Annotated in this window: 20 protein-coding genes; 10 read left to right on the forward strand and 10 right to left on the reverse strand. The window is 64.5% G+C overall.

The window, feature by feature from the left end; genetic code table 11:
• Positions 1–141: 141 nt before the first annotated feature.
• A complete protein-coding gene (locus QA635_RS28755; protein ID WP_283062862.1) occupies positions 142–1686 on the reverse strand; it encodes an acyl-CoA synthetase in 1545 nt (514 codons plus the stop codon).
• 138 nt (positions 1687–1824) lie between these two features.
• Entirely contained in the window at positions 1825–2637 is an 813-nt protein-coding gene (locus QA635_RS28760; RefSeq protein WP_283062863.1) for a crotonase/enoyl-CoA hydratase family protein, read from the reverse strand.
• A gap of 100 nt (positions 2638–2737) precedes the next feature.
• Between QA635_RS28760 and QA635_RS28765 the strand changes: the two genes are divergently transcribed.
• Both QA635_RS28765 and QA635_RS28770 read left to right on the forward strand, forming a co-directional pair.
• Positions 2738–3613 carry an SDR family oxidoreductase gene (locus QA635_RS28765; protein ID WP_018270548.1) on the forward strand — a complete coding sequence of 292 codons (876 nt, stop codon included), beginning with the start codon at positions 2738–2740 and terminating at the stop codon, positions 3611–3613.
• Between the two features lie 250 nt (positions 3614–3863).
• Entirely contained in the window at positions 3864–5444 is a 1581-nt protein-coding gene (locus QA635_RS28770) for a fatty acid--CoA ligase (protein WP_283062865.1), read from the forward strand.
• A 131-nt stretch (positions 5445–5575) separates the two neighbouring features.
• Here the strand turns inward: QA635_RS28770 and QA635_RS28775 are convergent, their stop codons facing one another.
• The 4 genes from QA635_RS28775 to QA635_RS28790 all read right to left on the reverse strand — a co-directional run bounded on the left by QA635_RS28775 (position 5576) and on the right by QA635_RS28790 (position 8853).
• Positions 5576–6409 carry an IS4 family transposase gene (locus QA635_RS28775; protein ID WP_283062867.1) on the reverse strand — a complete coding sequence of 278 codons (834 nt, stop codon included), beginning with the start codon at positions 6407–6409 and terminating at the stop codon, positions 5576–5578.
• A gap of 41 nt (positions 6410–6450) precedes the next feature.
• On the reverse strand, positions 6451–6828 hold the full coding sequence (locus QA635_RS28780; RefSeq protein WP_283062869.1) for a hypothetical protein: 378 nt from the start codon (positions 6826–6828) through the stop codon (positions 6451–6453).
• Positions 6829–7083: 255 nt separating this feature from the next.
• Entirely contained in the window at positions 7084–7563 is a 480-nt protein-coding gene (locus QA635_RS28785) for a GFA family protein (protein ID WP_283062871.1), read from the reverse strand.
• A gap of 15 nt (positions 7564–7578) precedes the next feature.
• The gene (locus QA635_RS28790; RefSeq protein ID WP_038388013.1) at positions 7579–8853 is read right to left on the reverse strand and encodes an acyl-CoA dehydrogenase family protein; all 1275 of its coding nucleotides are present in this window, start codon (positions 8851–8853) and stop codon (positions 7579–7581) included.
• A 220-nt stretch (positions 8854–9073) separates the two neighbouring features.
• Between QA635_RS28790 and QA635_RS28795 the strand changes: the two genes are divergently transcribed.
• Positions 9074–9853: an enoyl-CoA hydratase-related protein gene (locus QA635_RS28795; protein WP_283062874.1), complete on the forward strand. Its 780-nt coding sequence runs from the start codon at positions 9074–9076 to the stop codon at positions 9851–9853.
• Positions 9854–10030: 177 nt separating this feature from the next.
• On the opposite strand, the gene QA635_RS28800 is transcribed toward QA635_RS28795, so the two are convergent.
• The 3 genes from QA635_RS28800 to QA635_RS28810 are packed head-to-tail and all read right to left on the reverse strand — an operon-like array spanning position 10031 to position 12234.
• A complete protein-coding gene (locus QA635_RS28800; RefSeq protein ID WP_283062875.1) occupies positions 10031–10402 on the reverse strand; it encodes a DUF6285 domain-containing protein in 372 nt (123 codons plus the stop codon).
• Between the two features lie 60 nt (positions 10403–10462).
• Positions 10463–11446 carry a phosphotransferase family protein gene (locus QA635_RS28805; protein WP_283062876.1) on the reverse strand — a complete coding sequence of 328 codons (984 nt, stop codon included), beginning with the start codon at positions 11444–11446 and terminating at the stop codon, positions 10463–10465.
• The gene (locus QA635_RS28810; RefSeq protein ID WP_057015740.1) at positions 11443–12234 is read right to left on the reverse strand and encodes an enoyl-CoA hydratase/isomerase; all 792 of its coding nucleotides are present in this window, start codon (positions 12232–12234) and stop codon (positions 11443–11445) included. The genes QA635_RS28805 and QA635_RS28810 overlap by 4 nt, the downstream gene beginning before the upstream one ends.
• 151 nt (positions 12235–12385) lie before the next feature.
• On the opposite strand from QA635_RS28810, the gene QA635_RS28815 reads away from it, so the two are divergent.
• The 5 genes from QA635_RS28815 to QA635_RS28835 all read left to right on the forward strand — a co-directional run bounded on the left by QA635_RS28815 (position 12386) and on the right by QA635_RS28835 (position 16636).
• Positions 12386–13168, forward strand: coding sequence for an SDR family NAD(P)-dependent oxidoreductase (locus QA635_RS28815; RefSeq protein ID WP_016845858.1), 783 nt, complete (start codon positions 12386–12388; stop codon positions 13166–13168).
• Positions 13169–13615: 447 nt separating this feature from the next.
• Entirely contained in the window at positions 13616–13993 is a 378-nt protein-coding gene (locus QA635_RS28820) for a VOC family protein (protein WP_283062877.1), read from the forward strand.
• A gap of 175 nt (positions 13994–14168) precedes the next feature.
• Entirely contained in the window at positions 14169–15443 is a 1275-nt protein-coding gene (locus QA635_RS28825) for an acyl-CoA dehydrogenase family protein (protein ID WP_283062878.1), read from the forward strand.
• Positions 15444–15729: 286 nt separating this feature from the next.
• Positions 15730–16347, forward strand: coding sequence for a flavin reductase family protein (locus tag QA635_RS28830; RefSeq protein ID WP_283062879.1), 618 nt, complete (start codon positions 15730–15732; stop codon positions 16345–16347).
• A 13-nt stretch (positions 16348–16360) separates the two neighbouring features.
• Positions 16361–16636, forward strand: a complete 276-nt coding sequence (locus tag QA635_RS28835) for a GNAT family N-acetyltransferase (RefSeq protein WP_069276199.1) — start codon at positions 16361–16363, stop codon at positions 16634–16636.
• A 68-nt stretch (positions 16637–16704) separates the two neighbouring features.
• Here QA635_RS28835 and yghU read toward each other — a convergent pair whose 3' ends face one another.
• Positions 16705–17583 (reverse strand): glutathione-dependent disulfide-bond oxidoreductase, encoded by an 879-nt coding sequence (gene yghU, locus QA635_RS28840; protein ID WP_076827192.1) that lies wholly within the window; start codon positions 17581–17583, stop codon positions 16705–16707.
• 276 nt (positions 17584–17859) lie between these two features.
• Between yghU and QA635_RS28845 the strand changes: the two genes are divergently transcribed.
• Both QA635_RS28845 and QA635_RS28850 read left to right on the forward strand, forming a co-directional pair.
• A complete protein-coding gene (locus QA635_RS28845; RefSeq protein WP_283062880.1) occupies positions 17860–18993 on the forward strand; it encodes a nitronate monooxygenase in 1134 nt (377 codons plus the stop codon).
• A 144-nt stretch (positions 18994–19137) separates the two neighbouring features.
• Positions 19138–20649, forward strand: a complete 1512-nt coding sequence (locus QA635_RS28850) for an acetyl-CoA acetyltransferase (protein WP_283062882.1) — start codon at positions 19138–19140, stop codon at positions 20647–20649.
• Positions 20650–20765: the final 116 nt, after the last annotated feature.

Raw genomic sequence — 20765 nt, forward strand, 5'->3', positions numbered from 1 at the left:
ATCACCGGCGGCTGCGGTCGAAGCAAGTTGGGGCTACCGCAGCGCGCAACACGGAGATTGGTGGTTATGGTCCCGGGTCGCGCGGAGCCTGTCATCGGGCGGCGCTTCACGCCGACCCGTTGACTTGCCCGGGACGACGGGCTAGATCCTCCGCCCCGCCCGCTCCCAATAGGGATCGCGCAGCCGGCGCTTGAAGATCTTTCCGGAATCCTCGCGCGGCAGGTTGGTCTGGATCTCGATGTGCTTGGGCACCTTGTAATCGGCGAGCGCGGTCTTCAGCTGGGCGCGGACGGAGGCGATGTCGAGCACGACGCCTGGCTGCGGCTCGACCACCGCCATCAGCGCCTCGCCGAACTCGGCATCGGGAATGCCGAACACCGCGCAGTCGTGCACGCCGGGGACGGCATGCAGCACCGCCTCGATCTCGGCCGGATAGATGTTGACGCCGCCCGAGATCACCATGTCGCGCTTGCGATCGCAGATGAAGACGTAGCCGTCGGCATCGATATAGCCGACGTCGCCCGAGGTGATGAATCCCTGCCGGTCGATCTCGGCGCGCTTCTCGGCCTTGTTGTGATAGGTGAAATCGGGATTGCCCTTGATCCGCGAATAGATCTCGCCGATCTGGCCCTGCGGCACCTCCTTGCCGTCGTCGCCAATGAAGCGAAGCTCGGCACCGGGCGAGATCTTTCCGACCGTGCCGGGCTTCTTCAGCGCGTCCTCGGAATTGGCGAAGGTCACCGCGCCTGACTCGGTCGAGCCGTAGAACTCGTAGATCACCGGCCCCCACCATTCGATCATGGCGCGCTTGACATCGGGCGGACAGGGCGCGGCGGCATGGATGATATGGCGCAGCGACGACATGTCGTACTTCCGGCGCACCTCCTCTGGCAGCTTCATCAGGCGGATGAACATCGTCGGCACCATGAAGATGGTGTCGATCCGCTCGCGCGCGATCAGCTGCAGAAACTCCTCCGCGTCGAAGCGCGGCATCAGCACCAGCGCGCCGCCGAGCTTGCCCGAGCGCAAGCCGAAGGAATTCGGCGCGGAATGGTAGAGCGGTCCCGGCAGGATCGCACGTGCACCGGGCTTCAGGCCGTAGATCATCGCGCGCATTGCTTCCGCATTGGCGGTCTGCTCCGGCGTCGGCGCAAAGCGGCGCACGCCCTTCGGATGGCCTGTGGTACCCGAGGTGTAGATCATGTTCTGCGGCTGCGGCACCACCGGGCCGTTATAGCGCGGGAATTGCGCGAGCCAGGCTTCGAAATTGATCGCGAAATCCGGTGTCGCCAGATGATCGGGATTGATCTTGTAGTTGGCGAGGATTTCCGGTGGCGTCGGCACGCTGAGCACGATGACGCCGGGCGGGATCGCGCCGCGCAGCGGATGCAGCATGTCGGCATGACCGATCAGGACGCGCGTGCCGGAATCCGTCAGTACATAGTTGATCTCCTCCGGCTTGAAGTGCCAGTTGATCGGCACGCCATAGGCGCCGAGCCGCATCGCGGCATAGGCAGCCTCGATGAAGGCGATGTCGTTGCGCATCAGCATGCAGACGCTGTCGCCCGGCTTGACGCCGAGCTCGTTGAGGCCGCTGGCAATACGGTCGGCGCGCTCGGCCACTGCAGCGTGATCGCGCCGGCGACCGCCGCTGACGATGCCGAGGAAGGGCTGGGACGTTTCCATTGTCGTTGTCCGATCTTTCGTCGGGTTAAATGTCATTCCGGGGCGCGCAGAGCGCGAACCCGGAATCTCGAGATTCTCCGGTGCGCAATTGCGCACCATGGTTCGATGCTTGCGCATCCCCCGGAATGACTGCGGTCGTTACCCCGCATCCGCAAACCTTGGCGCGCGCTTCTCCAGATTGGCGCGCACGGATTCGGTCTGGTTCGGGCTGCCGAGCAATTTCTGCTGCTCGACCGATTCCGCGAGCAGCGCGGCCGCCGGGTCGACCGACAGATTGTTGAGCATGCGCTTGGCGGCACGGATCGCATCCGGGCTCTTGCCGGCGATCTCGCGCGCGACTTCGAGCGCCGCGGCGCGCGGGTCGTCGCAGACGCGGGTGGCAAGGCCGTAACTTTGGGCCTCCTGCGCCGAGAAGATGCGGCCGGTATAGGTGAGCTCGCGCAGGATGTCGTCGCGCACGAGGCTCGCCAGAATCGGCGTGCCCGCCATGTCGGGCACAAGACCCCATTTGATTTCCATGATCGACATCCGTGCATCCTGCGAGAGGAAGCGCATGTCGGCGCCGAGCGCGAGCTGGAAGCCGCCGCCGAACGCGACACCGTGAACCGCTGCGATCACGGGCACCGGAAGCTGGCGCCAGCCCCAGACCGCCTGCTGCGGGAAATTGGCCTTGCCGTGGGTGCGGACGGTGAGATCGCGCTTCTCGCCGCCCGGCACTCCGTTACCGCCGTCCTTCATGGCGGCGAAGCGGCCCATGTCGAGCCCGGCGCAGAACGCCCGGCCCTCTCCGGACAGCACCACCACCCGAACCGCTTTTTCCCTGGAAAGCCGGTCGGTTGCGGCCACCAATGCCTCGAACATCGCGGCGTCGAGCGCGTTCATCTTGTCCGCCCGCACCAGGCGGACATCGGCGATACCGTCCGAAATCGATATCGAAACGCGATCTTCCATTGAAATCTCCTCCGCTGTTCCTTGTTGGCGCTTTACAGAAAGGCCGTTGTCCGCTTTTAGTCAATCGACCAATTAACTGACAACCCCCGTGGAGGAAACGATGTTCTCTGATCAGCTTCTTGCCGGGCGGCGCATACTGGTAACCGGTGGTGGCACCGGCCTCGGCAAGTCCATGGCCTCGCGGTTCCTGCAACTCGGGGCCGAGGTGCATATCTGCGGCCGCCGCAAGAGCGTCTGCGACGAAACCGCGACCGAGCTGATGGCCGAGCATGGCGGGCGCGTGGTCAGCCACGGCGTCGATATCCGCAATGCCATGGCGGTCGACGAGATGATCGAGGCGATCTGGACCACCAGCGGCCCCCTCACCGATCTCATCAACAACGCCGCCGGCAATTTCATCTCGCGCTCGGAAGAATTGTCGCCGCGCGGCTTCGATGCGGTCGCCAACATCGTGATGCACGGCACCTTCTACGTGACGCACGCGGTGGGCCGGCGCTGGATCGCCGGAGGGCATCGCGGCAACGTGGTGTCGATCACCGTGACCTGGGTGCGCAACGGCTCGCCTTACGTGGTGCCATCGGCGATGAGCAAGTCGGCGATCCACGCCATGACCATGTCGCTCGCCATCGAGTGGGGCCGTCACGGCATCCGCCTCAACACCATCGCGCCCGGCGAGATCCCGACCGAAGGCATGAGCAAGCGCATCAAGCCCGGCGACGAGGCCGGCGCGCGCACCAAGGCGATGAACCCGATGGGCCGCGTCGGCACCATGGAGGAATTGCAGAACCTCGCGGTGTTCCTGATTTCCGGCGGCTGCGACTGGATCAACGGCGAGACCATTGCCATGGACGGCGCGCAGGCGCTCGCGATGGGCGGCAATTTCTACCAGCTCCGCGACTGGAGCGACGACGACTGGACCAAGGCGCGCGAGTCGATCAAGGCCCAGAACGAGAAGGACCGCGCGGCGCGGGGCTGAAGCCCGCGCTTGCTCCTCAATCACTCCTGTCGTCCCTGCGAAAGCAGGGACCCATAACCACCGCTCAAAGCTACCGAGTACGCTGGGGCCACAGCGCGCTCGACAACTCGATCCTGTGGTTATGGGTCCCGGGTCGCGCTTCGCTTGCCCGGGACGACGATGTGGATGGATCGTGGACACCCCTCCCGTATTGTCTTTGCTGCCGGATGCCGCCACACTCCGCGCAACCAAAAGACGTCACGGGGGAAACATGTCCGACGCGCCGAAACTGACCAACCTTGCCGACATGGTGCGCGAGCGCGCCAAAAGCCGCGGCGCTGCGCTGGCCTATGAATTCGAGGGACGGCAAACCAGCTTCGCCGGGTTCGACATCAAGACCAACCGCGTCGCCAACGCGCTGATCGCGATAGGCGTCGAGAAGGGCGAGCGCATCGCCTATCTCGGCAAGAACAGCGATTTCTATTTCGAGCTGTTGATGGGCGCGATGAAGGCCGGTGTGGTGATGGCGCCGGTGAACTGGCGCCTTGCAGGCCCCGAGGTCGCCTTCATCGTCGACGACTGCAAGGCCCCCGTCCTGTTCGTCGGCCCCGAATTCATCACGCAGGCGCGCAACATCAGCGACAAGCTGCCCAGCGTCCGCACCATCATCACGACCGAGGGCGGCGCGCCGGAATGGCCCGACTTCGTCGCCTGGCGCGATGCGCAGGGCGGCGACGACCCGCGCGTTGCGATCGAGCCGAAGGACATCGCGATCCAGCTCTACACCTCGGGCACGACGGGCAAGCCGAAAGGCGCGATGCTGTCACACGCCAATTTCCTCAACCTCGTGCAAAGCGGCAACGAGGCCGAGAAGCCAGAGTGGAACCGCTGGACCACCGACGACGTCTCGCTGGTCGCGATGCCGATCTTCCACATCGGCGGCTCCGGCTGGGGCGTGATGGGCCTCTATCACGGCGCCCGCGGTGTAATCGCGCGCGAGTTCGACCCGACCAAGGTGCTCGACTTCTTCGAGCAGTCCGGCATCACAAAGCTGTTCATGGTGCCGGCCGCGATGCAGTTCGTGGTGCGGCAGCCGCGGGCGCGGCAGGTCGACTTCTCACGCCTGAAATACATGCTCTATGGCGCCTCACCGATTCCGGCGGCGCTGCTGAAGGAGTGCATCGAGGTCTTCAAATGCGGCTTCGTGCAGATGTACGGCATGACCGAGACCACCGGCACCATCGTCGCGCTGCCGCCGGAGGATCACATCGAGGGGCTGGACCGGATGCGCTCGGCCGGCAAGGCGTTGCCCGGTATCGAGCTTGCGATCCTCAATCCGGACGGCAAGCCGCTGCCGCCGGGTGAAGTCGGCGAGATCGCCACCCGCTCCGGCTCCAACATGGCCGGCTACTGGAATCTGCCCGAGGCCACCGCGCGCACGATCGACGGTGACGGCTGGCTGCGCACCGGCGATGCCGGCTACATGGATAAGGACGGCTACCTCTACATCCACGACCGCATCAAGGACATGATCATCTCCGGCGGCGAGAACATCTATCCAGCCGAGGTCGAGAGCGCGCTGTGCGACCACCCCGACGTGGCGGAGGCCGCTGTGATCGGCATTCCCGACGACAAATGGGGTGAAGCGGTGAAGGCGGTGGTGGTGATGAAGCCGGGAAAAGCCGCGACCGCGGCCGACATCATCAACTTCACGCGCGAGCGGATCGCCGGCTACAAGACGCCGAAATCGGTCGACTTCATCCCGGCGCTGCCGCGCAACCCGTCGGGCAAGATTTTGCGGCGGAGCCTGCGTGAACCGTATTGGGCGGGCAAGGACCGGCAGGTGAATTAGCGGTCTCTGTCGTCCCGGCGAAGGCCGGGACCCATAACCATCGTTGTTCATTGTCTGTCGACGCTGGGGCCACATCTCGTTCAACCAATAGCCGACTGTGGTTATGGGTCCCTGCTTTCGCACTAGTGCATCTACACGTTTGTCGGGCCATTTGCGAGGATTTGGAAGCGGGCCATTCCGGTGTGGAAGGTGATTGGTCCAGGTGGACGGTGGGAGGCGTAGCCGGTCCATCCGCCGAGTTTTGCGATGATCCATGCCGCCCAAGCAAGAGTGTTGGGGCGATGGTGGTTTTTCTGAAGCTCGGTGCGACCTTTCATGGTTTTGTTGATGGCCCTGAGCGTCTCGATCTCTTCTGCGGTGAAGACAAATTCAGCCGGCAATTCTTCGCCACTGTTGCGGGCCTGAACGAGTTGAATGACGATACATGCCGCTCTGGTGGCGACCGCCACGAGCTTGATCAGGCCTTCGGCGCTCTCGATCTGACTATCCTCGATGCGCAAACCCTGGCTCTTCAGCGAGCGAAAGAGTTGCTCAATGATCCAGCGCTGGCGGTACCAGGAGACGATCTGCCAGGCGTCTTTAACGGTGGCGACCGTATGAGTGGTCAGGAGCAGCCAGCGAATGGGCTCCGCACCTCTCGGCGGATGCAACTCGACCACTTCTACGAAGCTGAGTTTGATGCCCTCCGCCAAGTCGGTGACGCCGGGCCTCTGCGGCCGCTTGAGCACGACGGTTCCGAAGCGCATCGAGAGATGGGCCTGCCGGCCGCGCCGATCCATTCGCTGCGGCAGATCGATCACCGCGTTGTCGCAGAAGCGGCTCCGCTCGACCGCCTGATAAAGTGTGTCGCCATCGACCAGCGCATGGTCGTGCATGGCACGCGACAGAAGATGGACATTCTCAGCTGGCGTCAGCGCCCAGTGAGCAAAGAAATCCCCCTCGCGGTCGTTGACGACGGTGATCATGCGGGCATCTGCCAGGACGTCGCGGCCTTGCTCGGCGGCCGTCACCCAGCGCGCCGACCCTTGTCGGCCAAGGCGCGCCGCTCATGCGGGATTTTTACCTTGCCTTTGCGCGTCCAAACGTTGCCGCCAGTAAGGCCAAGACAGACCCCGCTGTCGGCATCCACCGCCATCATCGCATGCAACAGCACGCCGCGAGCATTGCCCTTGCCGACTTTGCCCAGCCCGCGCCGCCGTCCCGCCTGGGTCTGGAACTTGACCTCGCTCGTATCCTGGATCGCCAGCACATGACGCCCGCTGACCGCAGTCCGCGTCTGCGCGCTCCAGCCCTCAATCAATTTATCGATCGTGACTTGGGGGTTGTTCACAAACCGCCAGAACGCCATATTGGCAGCCCAATCGCCCCGGGCCATCTGGCGCAAGCAGACGCTGCGCGTGCAAAGCATAGCCCGGAGAAGCGTCGCCCCCTTTTGTCGAGACGAACGTCCCCGAACTCACCCAAAGACAAATCCGGCTGCATCGCTGGCGCTCCTTCGAATCAAAGCGCCCGTGAGAGAATCATACAACATGCTGCAGAGACGCCACTTCTTGCTGCACCGAGTCAATCTGTCGCGCCCCAAAACCGTGTAGAGACGCTAGTGCGAAAGCAGGGACGACGGTGGAGGGAGTGTCGCACTTCACTTCTTCCCCGTCCTCTCCCGCAAGACGCGCCACCGCTCCTGCGCCTCTTTCGGCCAGACCTCTTTCCGATCGTAATACTCGGCGAATACTTTTGCGCCCGGCGGGAACGTCACCCAGGGCTGCTTCGACGACGTGAAGATGTGGACGTCCGGCGCGCACTGGCTCGGATCATCCAGCGTGCCGACGCGGACGAAGCGCACCGCCGGTCCTGCGCCCGGATAATTGCTCCACACCGCGACCTTGCAGATGGGGCAGCGCGCGATCTTCTGCCCCTTGCCGCTCGCCGACGGCGTGTCGACGATCTCGGGCTCGGCCGCGATATGCTCGACCCGCTCGGCCTCATACATCGCGTTGAGCGCGTGCACCGTGCCGGTCTCGCGCTGGCACCAGGTGCAGTGGCAGGCGTGCACGATCAGCGGCCTGCCGGCCAGGCGGTAGCGGACGTTTCTGCAGGTGCATCCACCTTCCATGCTCATGCCGCCACCTCTGCGTTAGTGCTTGCCGGCTCCCATGTAGCCGAACAGGAAGCCCGCCACCTTGCGCTTCTGGATTTCCTCGCTGCCTTCCGTGATGCGATAGCGGCGGTGATGGCGGTAGATGTGCTCGAACGGCTTGTGGCGCGAATAGCCCATGCCGCCATGCACCTGCATCGCGCGGTCGGCCGCCTCGCAGCACAGACGGTTTGCCCAGAAATTGCACATCGAGACCCGGTCGGACAGCGTGTGCTCGACCTGGGCCTGGGTCAGTTGATCCATCTCCCAGGCGGTCTTGCGGATCAACAGCCGCAGCATCTCGGCCTGGGTCGCAAGCTCGACCAGCGGCCACTGGATCGCCTGGTTCTCGGCCAGCGCCTTGCCGAACGGCTTGCGCTCGCGGGCATATTTCACGCTCTCATTGATGCAGTACACCGCAGCGCCGAGCGAGCTCGCCGCCTGGCGGATGCGGTTCTCGTGCACGAAGCATTGCGCCAGCGACAGCCCGCGGCCGACCTCGCCGAACTGCGCATCCTCAGGCACGAACACATCGGTGAAGCTGACCCGCGGATGGTCGGTCGGCATGTTGAAGGTCCACATATACTCCTCGACCTTCACCCCCGCCGATTTCGCCGGCACCAGGAAGCAGCTGATGCCGCGCGCGTCGCCGTCATTGCCCGAGGTGCGGGCAAACAGCGCGCAGTGCGTGGCGACATGCATGCCTGTCGTCCACATCTTCTCGCCGTTGATGATCCAGCCCTTGACGTTGTCGCGCGTGGCCTGAACCGCTTTGGTTTCCATATGGGTGGCGTCCGAGCCGTGCTCGGGCTCGGTCAGACCGAACGTGATGCGGTACTTGCCGGTGATCGAGCCGTCGATCATCGCCTTCTGCTCGTCGGTTCCGTACCGGTCGAGCATGGTCACGATCGGCAGATTGCCGACGATCGAGTGCTCGTTCTGCAGGTCGTTGTGCAAACCGAGACCCTTTGAGGCAAAATGTTCACGGATCACGGCCATCCACAGGTTGGAGCCGTCCTTGCCGCCATAGCGCTTCGGGATCGCGAAGCGCAGATGGCCGGCGGCATCGGCCAGGTTCTTGGCCTTGCGCAGCAGGAGCTCCCATTCATGGCGCGGCAGGCCGCCCTTGTCGAAATCGGTGCGCGCCCATTCACGGCGATGGTCGAAGAAGCGGATGTTGTCGTCAGCCTCTTCCAGCGGCTTGATCTCGCGTTCGATGAAGCGATCGAGCTCGGCGAGATAGGCTGTCAGGTCAGCCGGCAGATTGAAATCCAAGGCGGTCTCTCCCGGAAATATTGTTGATTCTGATTTTGCGTCTAGACGCTGTCGCGCATCCGCGTTCGGATTGATTAAGGTGAGAAGCCTGTCGCCAAGTCAAGCAGGCGAGCGAGGCTTGCACGCGCGGTCGCCTTGCGTAATTGGATGGCACGGAACGACGCGCAGGCGCTAGGATATCAGCAATATTCTTCGCCGCAGAAAATCGACGGGAGCAAACATGGATCTGAAATTCTCCAAGGTGACGCGCAAGGGTCCCATCACCATCGTGACGCTGTCGCGGCCCGAGGTCTACAACGCGCTGCATATCGACGCGCATTTCGAGCTCAACAAGGTGTTCGACGAGTTCTCCGCCGATCCCGAGCAGTGGGTGGCGATCGTCACCGGCGCCGGCGACAAGGCGTTCTGCGCCGGCAACGATCTGAAATGGCAGGCCGCCGGCGGCAAACGCGGCTGGGACAAGGGCGGCTTCGCCGGCCTCACCACCCGCTTCGACTGCGACAAGCCGATCATCGCCGCCGTCAACGGCGTCGCGATGGGCGGCGGCTTCGAGATCGCATTGGCATGCGACCTGATCATCGCTTCCGAGAATGCGACCTTCGCCCTGCCCGAGCCGCGCGTCGGCCTCGCGGCGCTGGCCGGCGGCCTGCACCGGCTGCCGCGCCAGATCGGGCTGAAGCGCGCCATGGGCATGATCCTGACCGCGCGCCATGTCAGCGCCAAGGAAGGCCTCGAGCTCGGCTTCGTCAACGAGGTGGTGCCGCAGGGCGAGGCGCTGGCAGCCGCCGAGCGCTGGGCCGAGACCATCACCAAGAACTCGCCGATGTCGATCCGCGCCTCCAAGCAGGCGATCCAGAAGGGCCTCGAAGTCTCGCTCGAGCAGGCACTGGCCGAGCAGCGCGACTATCCGGCGGTGAAAGCGATGGCCGCCTCGCAGGATTACATCGAGGGACCGAAGGCGTTTTCGGAGAAGCGCCCGCCGAAGTGGCTCGGGCGGTAAAGCCATCTTCGTCATTGCGAGCGAAGCGAAGCAATCCATCTCACAGCCTGCGGAGATATGGATTGCTTCGTCGCTTCGCTCCTCGCAATGACGGCCCTCTTGTAGGATGGGTAGAGCGCAGCGAAACCCATCGACGCTTACCGCGCTTCTGATGGGTTTCGCTTCGCTCTACCCATCCTACTTTTCGAGTTCCCGCTTGTATGACGCGTAGTTCGGCTGGTCGACGGCGAGCTTGTCCAGCGTGGTCTGCCAGAGATGCTCCGATAGCCCCGGCGTTTTCAGATCGACCTCGCCGCCTGCGATCTTGTCCGACAGCACGCGGTTCAGCTCCATCAGCGTCCCGTCGGTGCCCAGCAATTGCTTCAGCCGCGCGGCCTCGGTCACATCGCCGGCCTCGGCGAGCGCGAGCTGCCGCGTCACCAGGTCGAGCGCGTTGATGCCGACACGCAGCTTGAAGCCGTTGTGCCCCTTGATCGCGGGCGCGATCTCGCTGCGCAGGAAATCGGCGACGGCCTTGATCAGTTCGGTGGGTGTCGGTTCGTCCTGCATCTCACTTGCTCTCTTTCTTGCGCATGATCGATTCCGAAAACCGGTCTCCACTTTTCGGGATCATGCGCGTGGCGCCAGCAACCGCAGCAGATCGATCTCGGTTTCCGACGCGCGCCGCCCGATCATCGCGCGCTCCATCGAGTGATCCGGGCCAGAGCGGAAGCGCTGCATCATGCCGCAACACATCACGCCCCAGCGCAGCGTACCCACCACTTCCCAGAACATCACGCGGTCGGGGTCGGCCTTACGGCCGGCTTCCTCATAGCCCGCGAACAGATCTTCGCGCGTGCCGAAACCGCCGACCGGCTTGTCGATCTCGCCGAAGCGCCATGAGTTGACGCAGATCCATCCGAGATCCTCCATCGGATCGCCGGTATGCGCGAGCTCCCAGTCGAGCACCGCGCGTACCCCGTCGGGACCGATGATCAGATTGCCGTGGCGGAAATCGCCATGCACCAGCGTGGTCTCCGACGACGGACCGGGATCGTGATCGCGCAGCCAGCGCAGTGCCAGTTCGAACACCGGCCGCGGCCAGTTGAAGCTGTGATACTCGCGGGAGAGATCCTCGATCTCCTTGGTCGCCGTCAGACTGCGCAGCTTCGGCAGTTTGGCCTGCGGCAGGCCATGGATGCCGGCGATGACGCGGCCGAGCTGGCGGGCGAGGATCGGCCGCGCGTTCGCAAATTCCTCGTCGCGCAAAATTTTCCGCGCGATGGTCTCGCCTTCGACCCGCGCCATGATGAAGCCGCGGCCAAGGCCGTCCTCCGGCCTCAAGACATGCATCACCTTCGGCGACGGCAGGCCCGCGTCATGCGCGAGCTGCATCAGCGTCGCCTCGGCATCGAGGCCGGCGGCGCGGCCCGGAGCGGCACCGTAGCCCGGCGGCGCGCGGCGCAGGATCGCGCCGACAGTGCCGTTCGGGTGCACGATGTCGAACGACCAGGTCTCCTGGCTGGCGCCGCCGGAGAGTTTTGCCGCGCCGGTGACGCCGGTTGCGCCTGGATGAAACGAGGCGACGCAGCGGGTGAGTTCGGTCTCGATCATTTGCCCTTGAACTTCGCCGGCCGCTTCTCGAGGAATGCGGTGACACCTTCCTTGAAATCCTCGGCGCTACCGGCAAGGCGCTGCGACTCGAATTCCAGATTGAGCTGATCCTCGAGGGTATTTTCCGGGCTGTCCCAATAGAGCTTGCGGATCAGCGACAACGCCACCGTCGGGCCGTTGGCGAGATCGTGCGCGAGCTTCATGGTTTCTTCCATCAGCGCGGCGTCGTCATAGACGCGGTTGACGAGACCCCACTCCAGCGCCTTCTCGGCCGGCAGCCGCTCGCCGAGCAGCGACAGCTCGACCGAGCGCGCCTTGCCGATCAGCCGCGGCAACAGCCAGGTCGAGCCGCAATCCGGCACCAGGCCGATGCGGCGGAACGCCTGCAGGAAATAGGACGAGCGCGCGCACAGGATGAGATCGCCCATCAGGGCGAAGCTCATGCCGGCGCCGGCGGCCGGGCCGTTCACCGCCGTCACGATCGGACAGTGCAGCTTACGCAATCGGCGCAGGAACGGATGGAACGCGGTCTCCAGCGCCGCGCCGGCATTGCTCTTGCCGGGCTTCTGCTGGTTGCGGCCCTGCAGATTGGCGCCGGTGCAGAAGGCGCGGCCCGCGCCCGTGATCACCAGGCAGCGCACCTCGTCGCGCCTGTCGTCGATCGCATCGAGCGCTTCGGCAAGCCCGCCCAGCATGTCAATCGAGACCGCGTTCATGACTTCCTGGTGGTCGAGCCTCAGGATCGCGACCGATCCGTCGAAGTCGAGCGTGACGTGCTTGAACTGCATGGTTTCCTCTTCACGTTGTTTCGGCGGTGGGTACCGCGGTAGGTCGATGCTTCGACCCATATTTGATTTTTGTGCCGGGCTTGTCCATGGTCGGCGGCAAGCCCATCGGTGAACGCGTGATTAGCGCGCACCAAACCAAATGGAAACCCCAATGAGTGGCATCTTCGATCTCACCGGCCGCGTCGCTGTCATCACCGGCGGCAATGGCGGCATCGGCCTCGGCATCGCGCAGGCGCTGAACGCCGCCGGCTGCAACGTCTCGATCTGGGGCCGCAACGCGGAAAAAAATGCCAACGCCGCGGCCTCGATGAAAGCCGGCCCCGGCAAGGTCGCGACGCAATTCTGCGACGTCAGCGATCCCGGCTCGGTCAAGACCGCGATGAAGGCGACGCTCGACACCTTCGGCCGCGTCGACGGCTGCTTCGCCAACGCCGGCATCGGCGGCGGCGGACGTAGAGCCTTCATCGACCGCACCGAGGAGGAATGGCGCAAGATGTTCGCGACCAATCTCGACGGCGTGTTTCACGTATTCCAGGCTGCGGCACGCCACATGACCGACCGCGCCGAGGCCGGCGACAAGTTCGGCCGCCTGGTCGCGACCTCGAGCCTCGCCTCGCTGTTCGGCACCGCGCGCAACGAGCACTATGCCGGCACCAAGGCGGCGCTGAATGCGCTGTGCCGCGCGCTCGGCGTCGAGCTCGCGCGCCACGGCGTCACCGCGAACGCGATCCTGCCCGGCTGGATCAAGAGCGACATGACCGCCGGCATCATGGCCAACGACAAGTTCGTCGCCAATGTGATGCCGCGCATCCCCCTGCGCCGCTTCGGCGAGCCGAGCGATTTCGGCGGCATCGCCGTCTACATCATGAGCAAGGCGTCGTCCTATCATACGGCGGATTGTTTTGTGATCGACGGCGGGTACACGGCGTTCTGAGTAGGCTCCTGCCGCAACACTGATGTCGTCCCTGCGAAAGCAGGGACCCATAACCACAGGGTTGTGTTGTAGGAGTGGAGCTGCGGCCCCAGCGTCGCACCACAATGATCGTTGGTGGTTATGGGTCCCGGGTCGCGCTGCGCTTACCCGGGACGACATCGAACTTGTGGCACGAACTTGAAACATACATCCGCATCCTCGCGGCGCCGCCGCGTCCGAGTCTTGCGTTTACTTGTCTCCTCCAAAGCAGAGGGCGCAGCGAAAGCCCGGTGCCGATCGCAGCATCGCGCGGGGGTGCAGTTGCGTGGCGCGGAATGACGACCGGAGAGTGACCGGTAGAACAACGCGCGACGCAGCGTCGCTTCCGTCCCGGCAAAACTGCTGCTAGCGTTTGAGCCGCAAGGGACGCAATGAGGCGGCTTTTAACAAGCAGGGAGGATATTTCAGATGTTTTCACACGTGATGGTTGGCACCAACGATCTGGACAAGGCCAAGGCGTTCTATGATGCGCTGCTCGGCACGCTCGATGTCCGGCCGGCCCGGGTTGACGGTCACCGCATCATGTACCTCACCAAGGCCGGCATTTTCATGGTGTCCAAGCCGATCAACCGCGAACCGGCGACGCATGCCAATGGCGGCACGATCGGCTTTGCCTGCTCTTCGCCGGAACAGGTCCATGCCTGGCACGCGGCCGGCGTCGCCAATGGCGGCAAGCCTTGCGAGGACCCGCCGGGCGTACGGGAAGGTTCTGGCGTGAAGCTCTATCTCGCCTATCTGCGCGACCTCGACGGCAACAAGATCTGCGCGATGCACCGGATGAGCTAACCGGCGTCTGCCGGAATCTTTTCACGCTGTACGCGGCGGCGTTCAAACAACGTTTGAAACGCCGTCGCGAAATTCCGCGATGCGGTAGAGGTGATCGGAAAATCGGTACTCGCGCTTCGCGTCGCACGCGTCTATTGTCCGCCGCGAAACGCGCCTTCGCGAGGGAGAAAAGACAGTGAAACATGCCTATGTGCCGCGCACCACGAACTACACGCTCAGTCCGGGCGACGAGCTCAATGACCTGCGGATGTCGGACAAGGTCCGCCCGCTCTACGATCATGTGAAGCAGTTCATCCGCGACACGGTCGACCCGATGTCGGTCGAGTTCTATCGCGCCGGCGAGAAGAAGACCAACCGCTGGAGCTTCACGGACGAGCAGCTCGCGATCCTGCAAAAGGCCAAGGACAAGGCCAAGGAAGTCGGTCTCTGGAACTTCTTCCTGCCCGATGCCGAAACCGGCGAAGGCCTCAACAACCTCGACTACGCCTATATCGCCGCCGAACTCGGCAAGAGCCCGCTGGCCTCCGAGACGATGAACTGCTCGGCGCCCGACACCGGCAACATGGAGGTGCTGGAGCGCGTCGGCACCAAGGCCCAGAAGGAGAGGTGGCTGAAGCCGCTGCTCAATGGCGAGATCCGCTCGGCCTATGCGATGACCGAGCCGAACGTCGCCTCCTCCGACGCCAAGAACATCTCGACCACCGCAAAGCTCGTCGGCGACGAGTGGGTGATCAACGGCGAGAAGTATTACATCTCCGGCGCCGGCGATCCGCGCTGCAAGATCATGATCGTGATGGTGAAGACCAATCCCGACGCCGCGCCGAGCAAGCAACAGTCGCAGATCCTGGTGCCGATCGACACCCCCGGCGTCGAGATCCTTGGGCCCATGCACGTGTTCGGCCACGACCACGCGCCGCGCGGCCACATGCATCTGCGCTTCAACAATTGCAAGGTGCCGAAGGAAAACATGCTGCTCGGCGAAGGCCGCGGCTTCGAGATCTCGCAGGTCCGCCTCGGACCGGGCCGCATCCATCACTGCATGCGCACCATCGGCAAGGCCGAGAAGGCGCTCGACATGATGGTGCAGCGTGGCCTGACCCGCGAGGCCTTCGGCAAGAAGATCGCCCATCTCGGCGGCAACATGCAGATCATCGCCCAGGCGCGTTGCGAGATCGAAGCGATGCGGCTGATGGTGCTGAAGGCGGCCAAGGCGATGGACGTACTCGGCAACAAGGAAGCCCGGGTCTGGGTTTCGATGGTCAAGGCCATGGTGCCCGAACGCGCCTGCAAGGTGATCGACCAGGCGATCCAGATGCACGGCGCCACCGGCATCTCGCAGTGGTCGCCGCTCGGCGAAATGTACCAGGACGTCCGCCATCTCCGCTTCGCCGACGGTCCGGACGAGGTGCACTGGATGGTGGTCGGCCGCCACGAACTGAGCATGCCGTAGTTTCTCCTCCTCCCTCTCCCCGCGGGGAGAGGGTTGGGGTGAGGGGCCACCTCCGCAGGCACGGTGAGAGATAGTCTCGCGGGGAATCCCCCTCACCCGGATCGCATCTGACGATGCGATCCGACCTCTCCCCGCAGGCGGGGCGAGGTAAGGGAAGAGCGCTCCAAGGAACAAACAAGCAAGTCTGCAAGGCGGGTTCGCGCGAGCGTAACCCGCCTTTTGCTTTGCGGTCCGCTCGCGGCGGGTTACCCTTCGCTAACCCGCCCTACGAACTTCCGGACTTCCCATGGAATATTCCCCAAGCGACCTCACCCAGCGCGAACGCTACAAGGTGCTGACCTCCTTCGTGCTGCCGCGGCCGATCGCGTGGGTGACGAGCACGAGCGCGGACGGCGTGGTCAATGCGGCGCCGTTCTCGTTCTTCAACGTGTTCTGCGAGGATCCGCCGCTCTGCATGTTCGCGGTCAACCGCAGGCCCGACGGCCGCGAGAAGGACACCCTGGTCAATATCCAGCGTCTCGGCGAATTCGTGGTCAACCTGACCGACGAGCCGCTGGCGCAAGCGATGCATGAGACCTCCGGCGACTTCCCGCCCGAGATCGGCGAGCCCAACTATCTCGGCCTGAAGCTCGCGCCATCGACCAAGATTGCGGTGCCGCGGCTCGCCGACGCACCGTTCGCGATGGAGTGCAAGACCTGGAAGCTGATCGACGTCAATGGCGACCGCCAGCTCATCATGGGCGAAGGCATCCATTTCCACATCCGCGACGAATTGTGGGACCGAGACGCGATGCGCGTCCACATGGAGCGCTACCACCCGATCGGCCGCATGTTCGCCGACCGCTACTGCCGCACCGACGACCGCGTGGTGTTTCCCGCGGCCGAGGGCGCAAAGACGAAATGACGAGGATAAGGCAATGAGCGAAACATTCCGCGACAACGAAGCGCAGAGCCGGTTCGAGCTCGCCGTCGACGGCTCAACCGCTTTCGTGGTCTACCGCAAGACGCCAGACACGATCACGCTGGTTCACACCGAGGTGCCGGCGGAGCTCGGCGGCCGCGGCATCGGCTCCAAGCTCGCACGCGCCACGCTCGACGCCGTTCGAGCGCAGGGCATCAAGCTCGTCGTGAAATGCGAATTCATCCAGGGCTTCATGAAGAAGCACCCGGAGTATGATGATCTGTTGGGGTGATCGCAGGGCGGGTTGGCAAAGCTGTCATTTCGTCATGGCCGGGCTTGTCCCGGCCATGACGCGTTTCGTCACGACGCCACTGGCTCGCCGATCTTGTCCTGCGTCTTCGTTTCGAAATCGCTGGCGTCGTGGCGCTCATGGAGCTGGCTCGACGGCTCGCCCCAGGTGCGGTTGACCATGCGGCCGCGCTTCACCGCGGGCCGTGCCGCGATCGCATCGGTCCAGCGCTGCACGTTCTTGTAGTCCTGCACCGAGAGGAATTCGCCGCCGCCGTAAAGCAGACCCTTGGCAAGGCTGCCGTACCACGGCCACACCGCCATGTCGGCGATGGTGTAGACATCGCCCGCGAGATACTCGTTGTCGGCGAGCCGGCGGTCGAGCACGTCGAGCTGGCGCTTCACTTCCATCGCGAAGCGGTCGATGGCGTATTCGATCTTGGTCGGCGCATAGGCGTAGAAATGCCCGAAGCCGCCGCCGAGATAGGGCGCGGCGCCCATCTGCCAGAACAGCCAGGAGAAGGTTTCGGCGCGGGTCTTGACGTCGGTCGGCAGGAAGGCGCCGAATTTTTCCGCCAGGTAAACCAGGATCGAGCCCGACTCGAAAACCCTGATCGGCTCCTTCCCGCTGCGGTCCATCAGCGCCGGGATCTTCGAGTTCGGATTGACCGCGACGAAGCCGCTGCCGAACTGGTTGCCGTCGATCTTGATCAGCCAGGCGTCGTATTCCGCGCCCTTGTGACCCGCCGCCAGCAGCTCTTCCAGCATCACGGTGACCTTGACGCCGTTCGGCGTCGCCAGCGAGTAGAGTTGCAGCGGATGGCGGCCGACCGGCAGTTCCTTGTCGTGGGTGGGACCGGCGATCGGCCGGTTGATGCTGGCGAAGCGCCCGCCGCTCTCCTTGTTCCAGGTCCAGACTTTCGGCGGCTCGTAGGCAGGAATGTCATTCACGTCGTTGGCTCCCGATTCATGTTCTTGCCGGGTGGCGCGGCGGCGCCGTGCCCATCCCATGTCCGCACTAGATGGTGCGCAGGCTGCGCTTTGCCCACCCCGCGGATCGCATTTTCTATCCAGCGGAATGCGCTGCGAGGGATGCAGCCGGAGCAGCGCCTGCACGCAAGATCGCCGTGGCCGAAACCCGCTTGGCTTCGCGGACCGTGATGCGCTAGCGTTGCAGCGGCTGACGCCAACAAGCACAAGAAGCAGCCGCCGGGAGAGAACCAGTCCATGAAATCACCGATCTGCGACATGCTGGGGATAGACTTCCCCCTGCTCGCCTTCAGCCATTGCCGCGACGTGGTGGCGGCGGTCAGCCGCGCCGGCGGCTTCGGCGTGCTCGGCGCGACCGCGCATTCGCCGGAGACGCTGGAGCAGGAGTTGACGTGGATCGACGCGCATGTCGACGGCAAGCCCTATGGCATCGACGTGCTGATCCCGGAAAACATCTCGACCGCCGGCGAGAAGAACGTCACCTGGAAAAGCCTCGAGGCGCGGGTCTCGCAGGAGCATCGCGACTTCACCCGCAATCTCTTGAAGAAATACGACATCGAGCTGACCAGCCGGAACGTCGCCGACAACCAGCCGCAGCCGTTCGACGCCGAGACCGCGCTGCAACTGCTCGAGGTCTCGTTCCGGCATCCGATCAGGCTGATCGCGAATGCACTCGGCGTGCCGCCGAAGGCGATGATCGAGATGGGCCGCAAGCATGGTGTGCCGGTGGCGGCATTGGTCGGCTCCAAGGAGCACGCGCTGCGCCAGGTCGCGGCCGGCGTCGATATCCTGGTCGCGCAGGGCACCGAGGCCGGCGGCCATTGCGGCGAGGTCTCGACCATGGTGCTGGTGCCCGAGGTGATCAAGGCGGTCAAAAGAATCCGCGACGTGCCGGTGCTCGCCGCCGGCGGCATCATGACCGGCAGCCAGATGGCGGCATGCATGGCGATGGGCGCGGCCGGCGCCTGGACCGGCTCGGTGTGGCTGGCCACGGTGGAATCGGAGACCTCGGAGATCTTCCGCGAGAAGATGATCGCGGCCTCCTCGCGCGACGCGGTGCGCTCCAAGGGCCGCACCGGCAAGCCGGCGCGGCAGCTCCGCTCGGTCTGGACCGATGCCTGGGACCGCTCGCCGGAAAGCCCCGGCGCGCTGCCGATGCCGCTGCAAAGCATCATCAGCCGCGACGCCTTCAACGCGATCGACCGCGCCGCGGCTGGTGGTAACGAGAAGGCCCGCGATCTCGTCAGCTATTTCGTCGGCCAAGGCGTCGGCCTGATCGACAGCGTCAAATCCGCCGGCGCCGTGGTGCAGGAGTTCAAGGAAGAGTTCGTCGAAGCTGTCGAGCACATGAACGCGCTGGTGGCGGAGTGACGATCCCTCCCCGCCGTCATTGCGAGGAGCGAAGCGACGAAGCAATCCACCTTTCCCCGTGTCGGAACATGGATTGCTTCGCTTCGCTCGCAATGACGCCCATAACAACCATCGAGTCCAAGACCGCAGAGTGAACCAACAAGAATGTCGAACAGCATCCCCGAAGACCGCATTCCCGTCATCGTCGGCGTCGGCGAAATTGTCGATCGTCCGAAGAACATCGCCGTCGGCCTCGAGCCGCTCACGCTGCTTGAGGAGGCGCTGAAGCGCGCCGAGGCGGACAGCGGCGCCAGGCTGCTGTCCGACGTGCAGTCGCTCGACGTCGTCAACTTCCTGAGCTGGCGCTACCGCGATCCCGAGAAGCAGCTGGCGCAGCGGCTCGGCATTGCGCCCGCGCATCTCTATTACGGCCCGGTCGGCGGCGAGAGCCCGATCCGCTATCTGCATGAGGCTGCGCAACGCATCGCGCGCGGCGAATGCAGCGTTGCCGCGGTCTGCGGCGCGGAGGCACAGTCGACCGCGACCAAGGCGCAGCGCGCCGGCGTGGAGCTGCCGTGGACGCCGTTCGCGCACGACGTGGAGGAGCCGAAGCGCGGCGCCGCGTTCCAGAAGCCTATGGCCGTGAGCCTCGGCGTGTTCAGGCCGATCACGGTCTATCCGCTCTATGAGTCCGCAACATCAGCGCATTGGGGCCAGACGCCGCGCGATGCGCTGAAGGAATCGGGCGAGCTATGGTCGACCTATGCGCGCGTCGCGGCCGACAATCCGAACTCGTGGCTGAAGAAGACGTTCACCGGCGACGAGATCACCACGGCCACGCCCGACAACCGGATGATCGCCTGGCCATATACAAAGCTGATGGTGGCGAACCCGACGGTGAACATGGGCGGCGCGCTGATCCTGACCAGCCTCGCGAAGGCGCGCGCGGCCGGCGTGCCGGCGGACAAGCTGATCTATCCGCTCGGCGGCGCCTCGGCGGAAGAGCCGCGCGACTATCTGATCCGCGATCAGTTCGTCGAAAGCCACGCGCAGACCGCGGTGCTGAAGGCGGTGATGGATCTCGTCGGCGGCGACGGCAAGAAGTTCGACGCGATCGAGCTCTATAGCTGCTTCCCCTGCGTGCCCAAGATGGCGCGCCGGACGCTCGGCCTCGGTGCCGACGTGCAGCCGACCGTGACGGGTGGTCTGACGTTCTTCGGCGCGCCGCTCAACACCTACATGACGCACTCGGCCTGCGCGATGGTGCGCAAGCTGCGAAGCGGCGGCACGCTCGGCCTGCTCTATGGCCAGGGCGGCTTCGTCACCAAGCATCATGGCCTCGTGCTGTCGCGCGCGGCGCCGAACGGCGCGCTCAAGCAGGACACCAGCGTGCAGGCCGAGGCCGACCGCAACAGACGCAACGTGCCCGACTTCACCGCGGAGGCAGCGGGCAAAGGCAAGGTCGAGGCCTTCACCGTGATCTATCGCGCCAATGGCGAGGTCGAGCACGGCGTCACCATGCTGCGCACCGAGGACGGCCGGCGCACGCTCGGCCGCATCCCGGCAAGCGACACGGCAACGCTGGCCTATCTGCAGGACATGGACCGCACGCCGGTCGGCACCACGGGCAGTATCGTCACCGCCGGCGATGGCATGCTGGAATGGCAGGTGGGCTGACCTACCGACGCTGTCATGGCCGGGCTTGTCCCGGCCATCCACGTCTTTGCCTCGTGAAAGAAAGTAATACGTGGATGCCCGGGCCAAGCCCGGGCATGACGAAGTAAAGGGGCGGC

The sequence above is a fragment of the Bradyrhizobium brasilense genome (assembly GCF_029714345.1).
Taxonomy (GTDB): Bacteria; Pseudomonadota; Alphaproteobacteria; order Rhizobiales; family Xanthobacteraceae; genus Bradyrhizobium; species Bradyrhizobium australafricanum.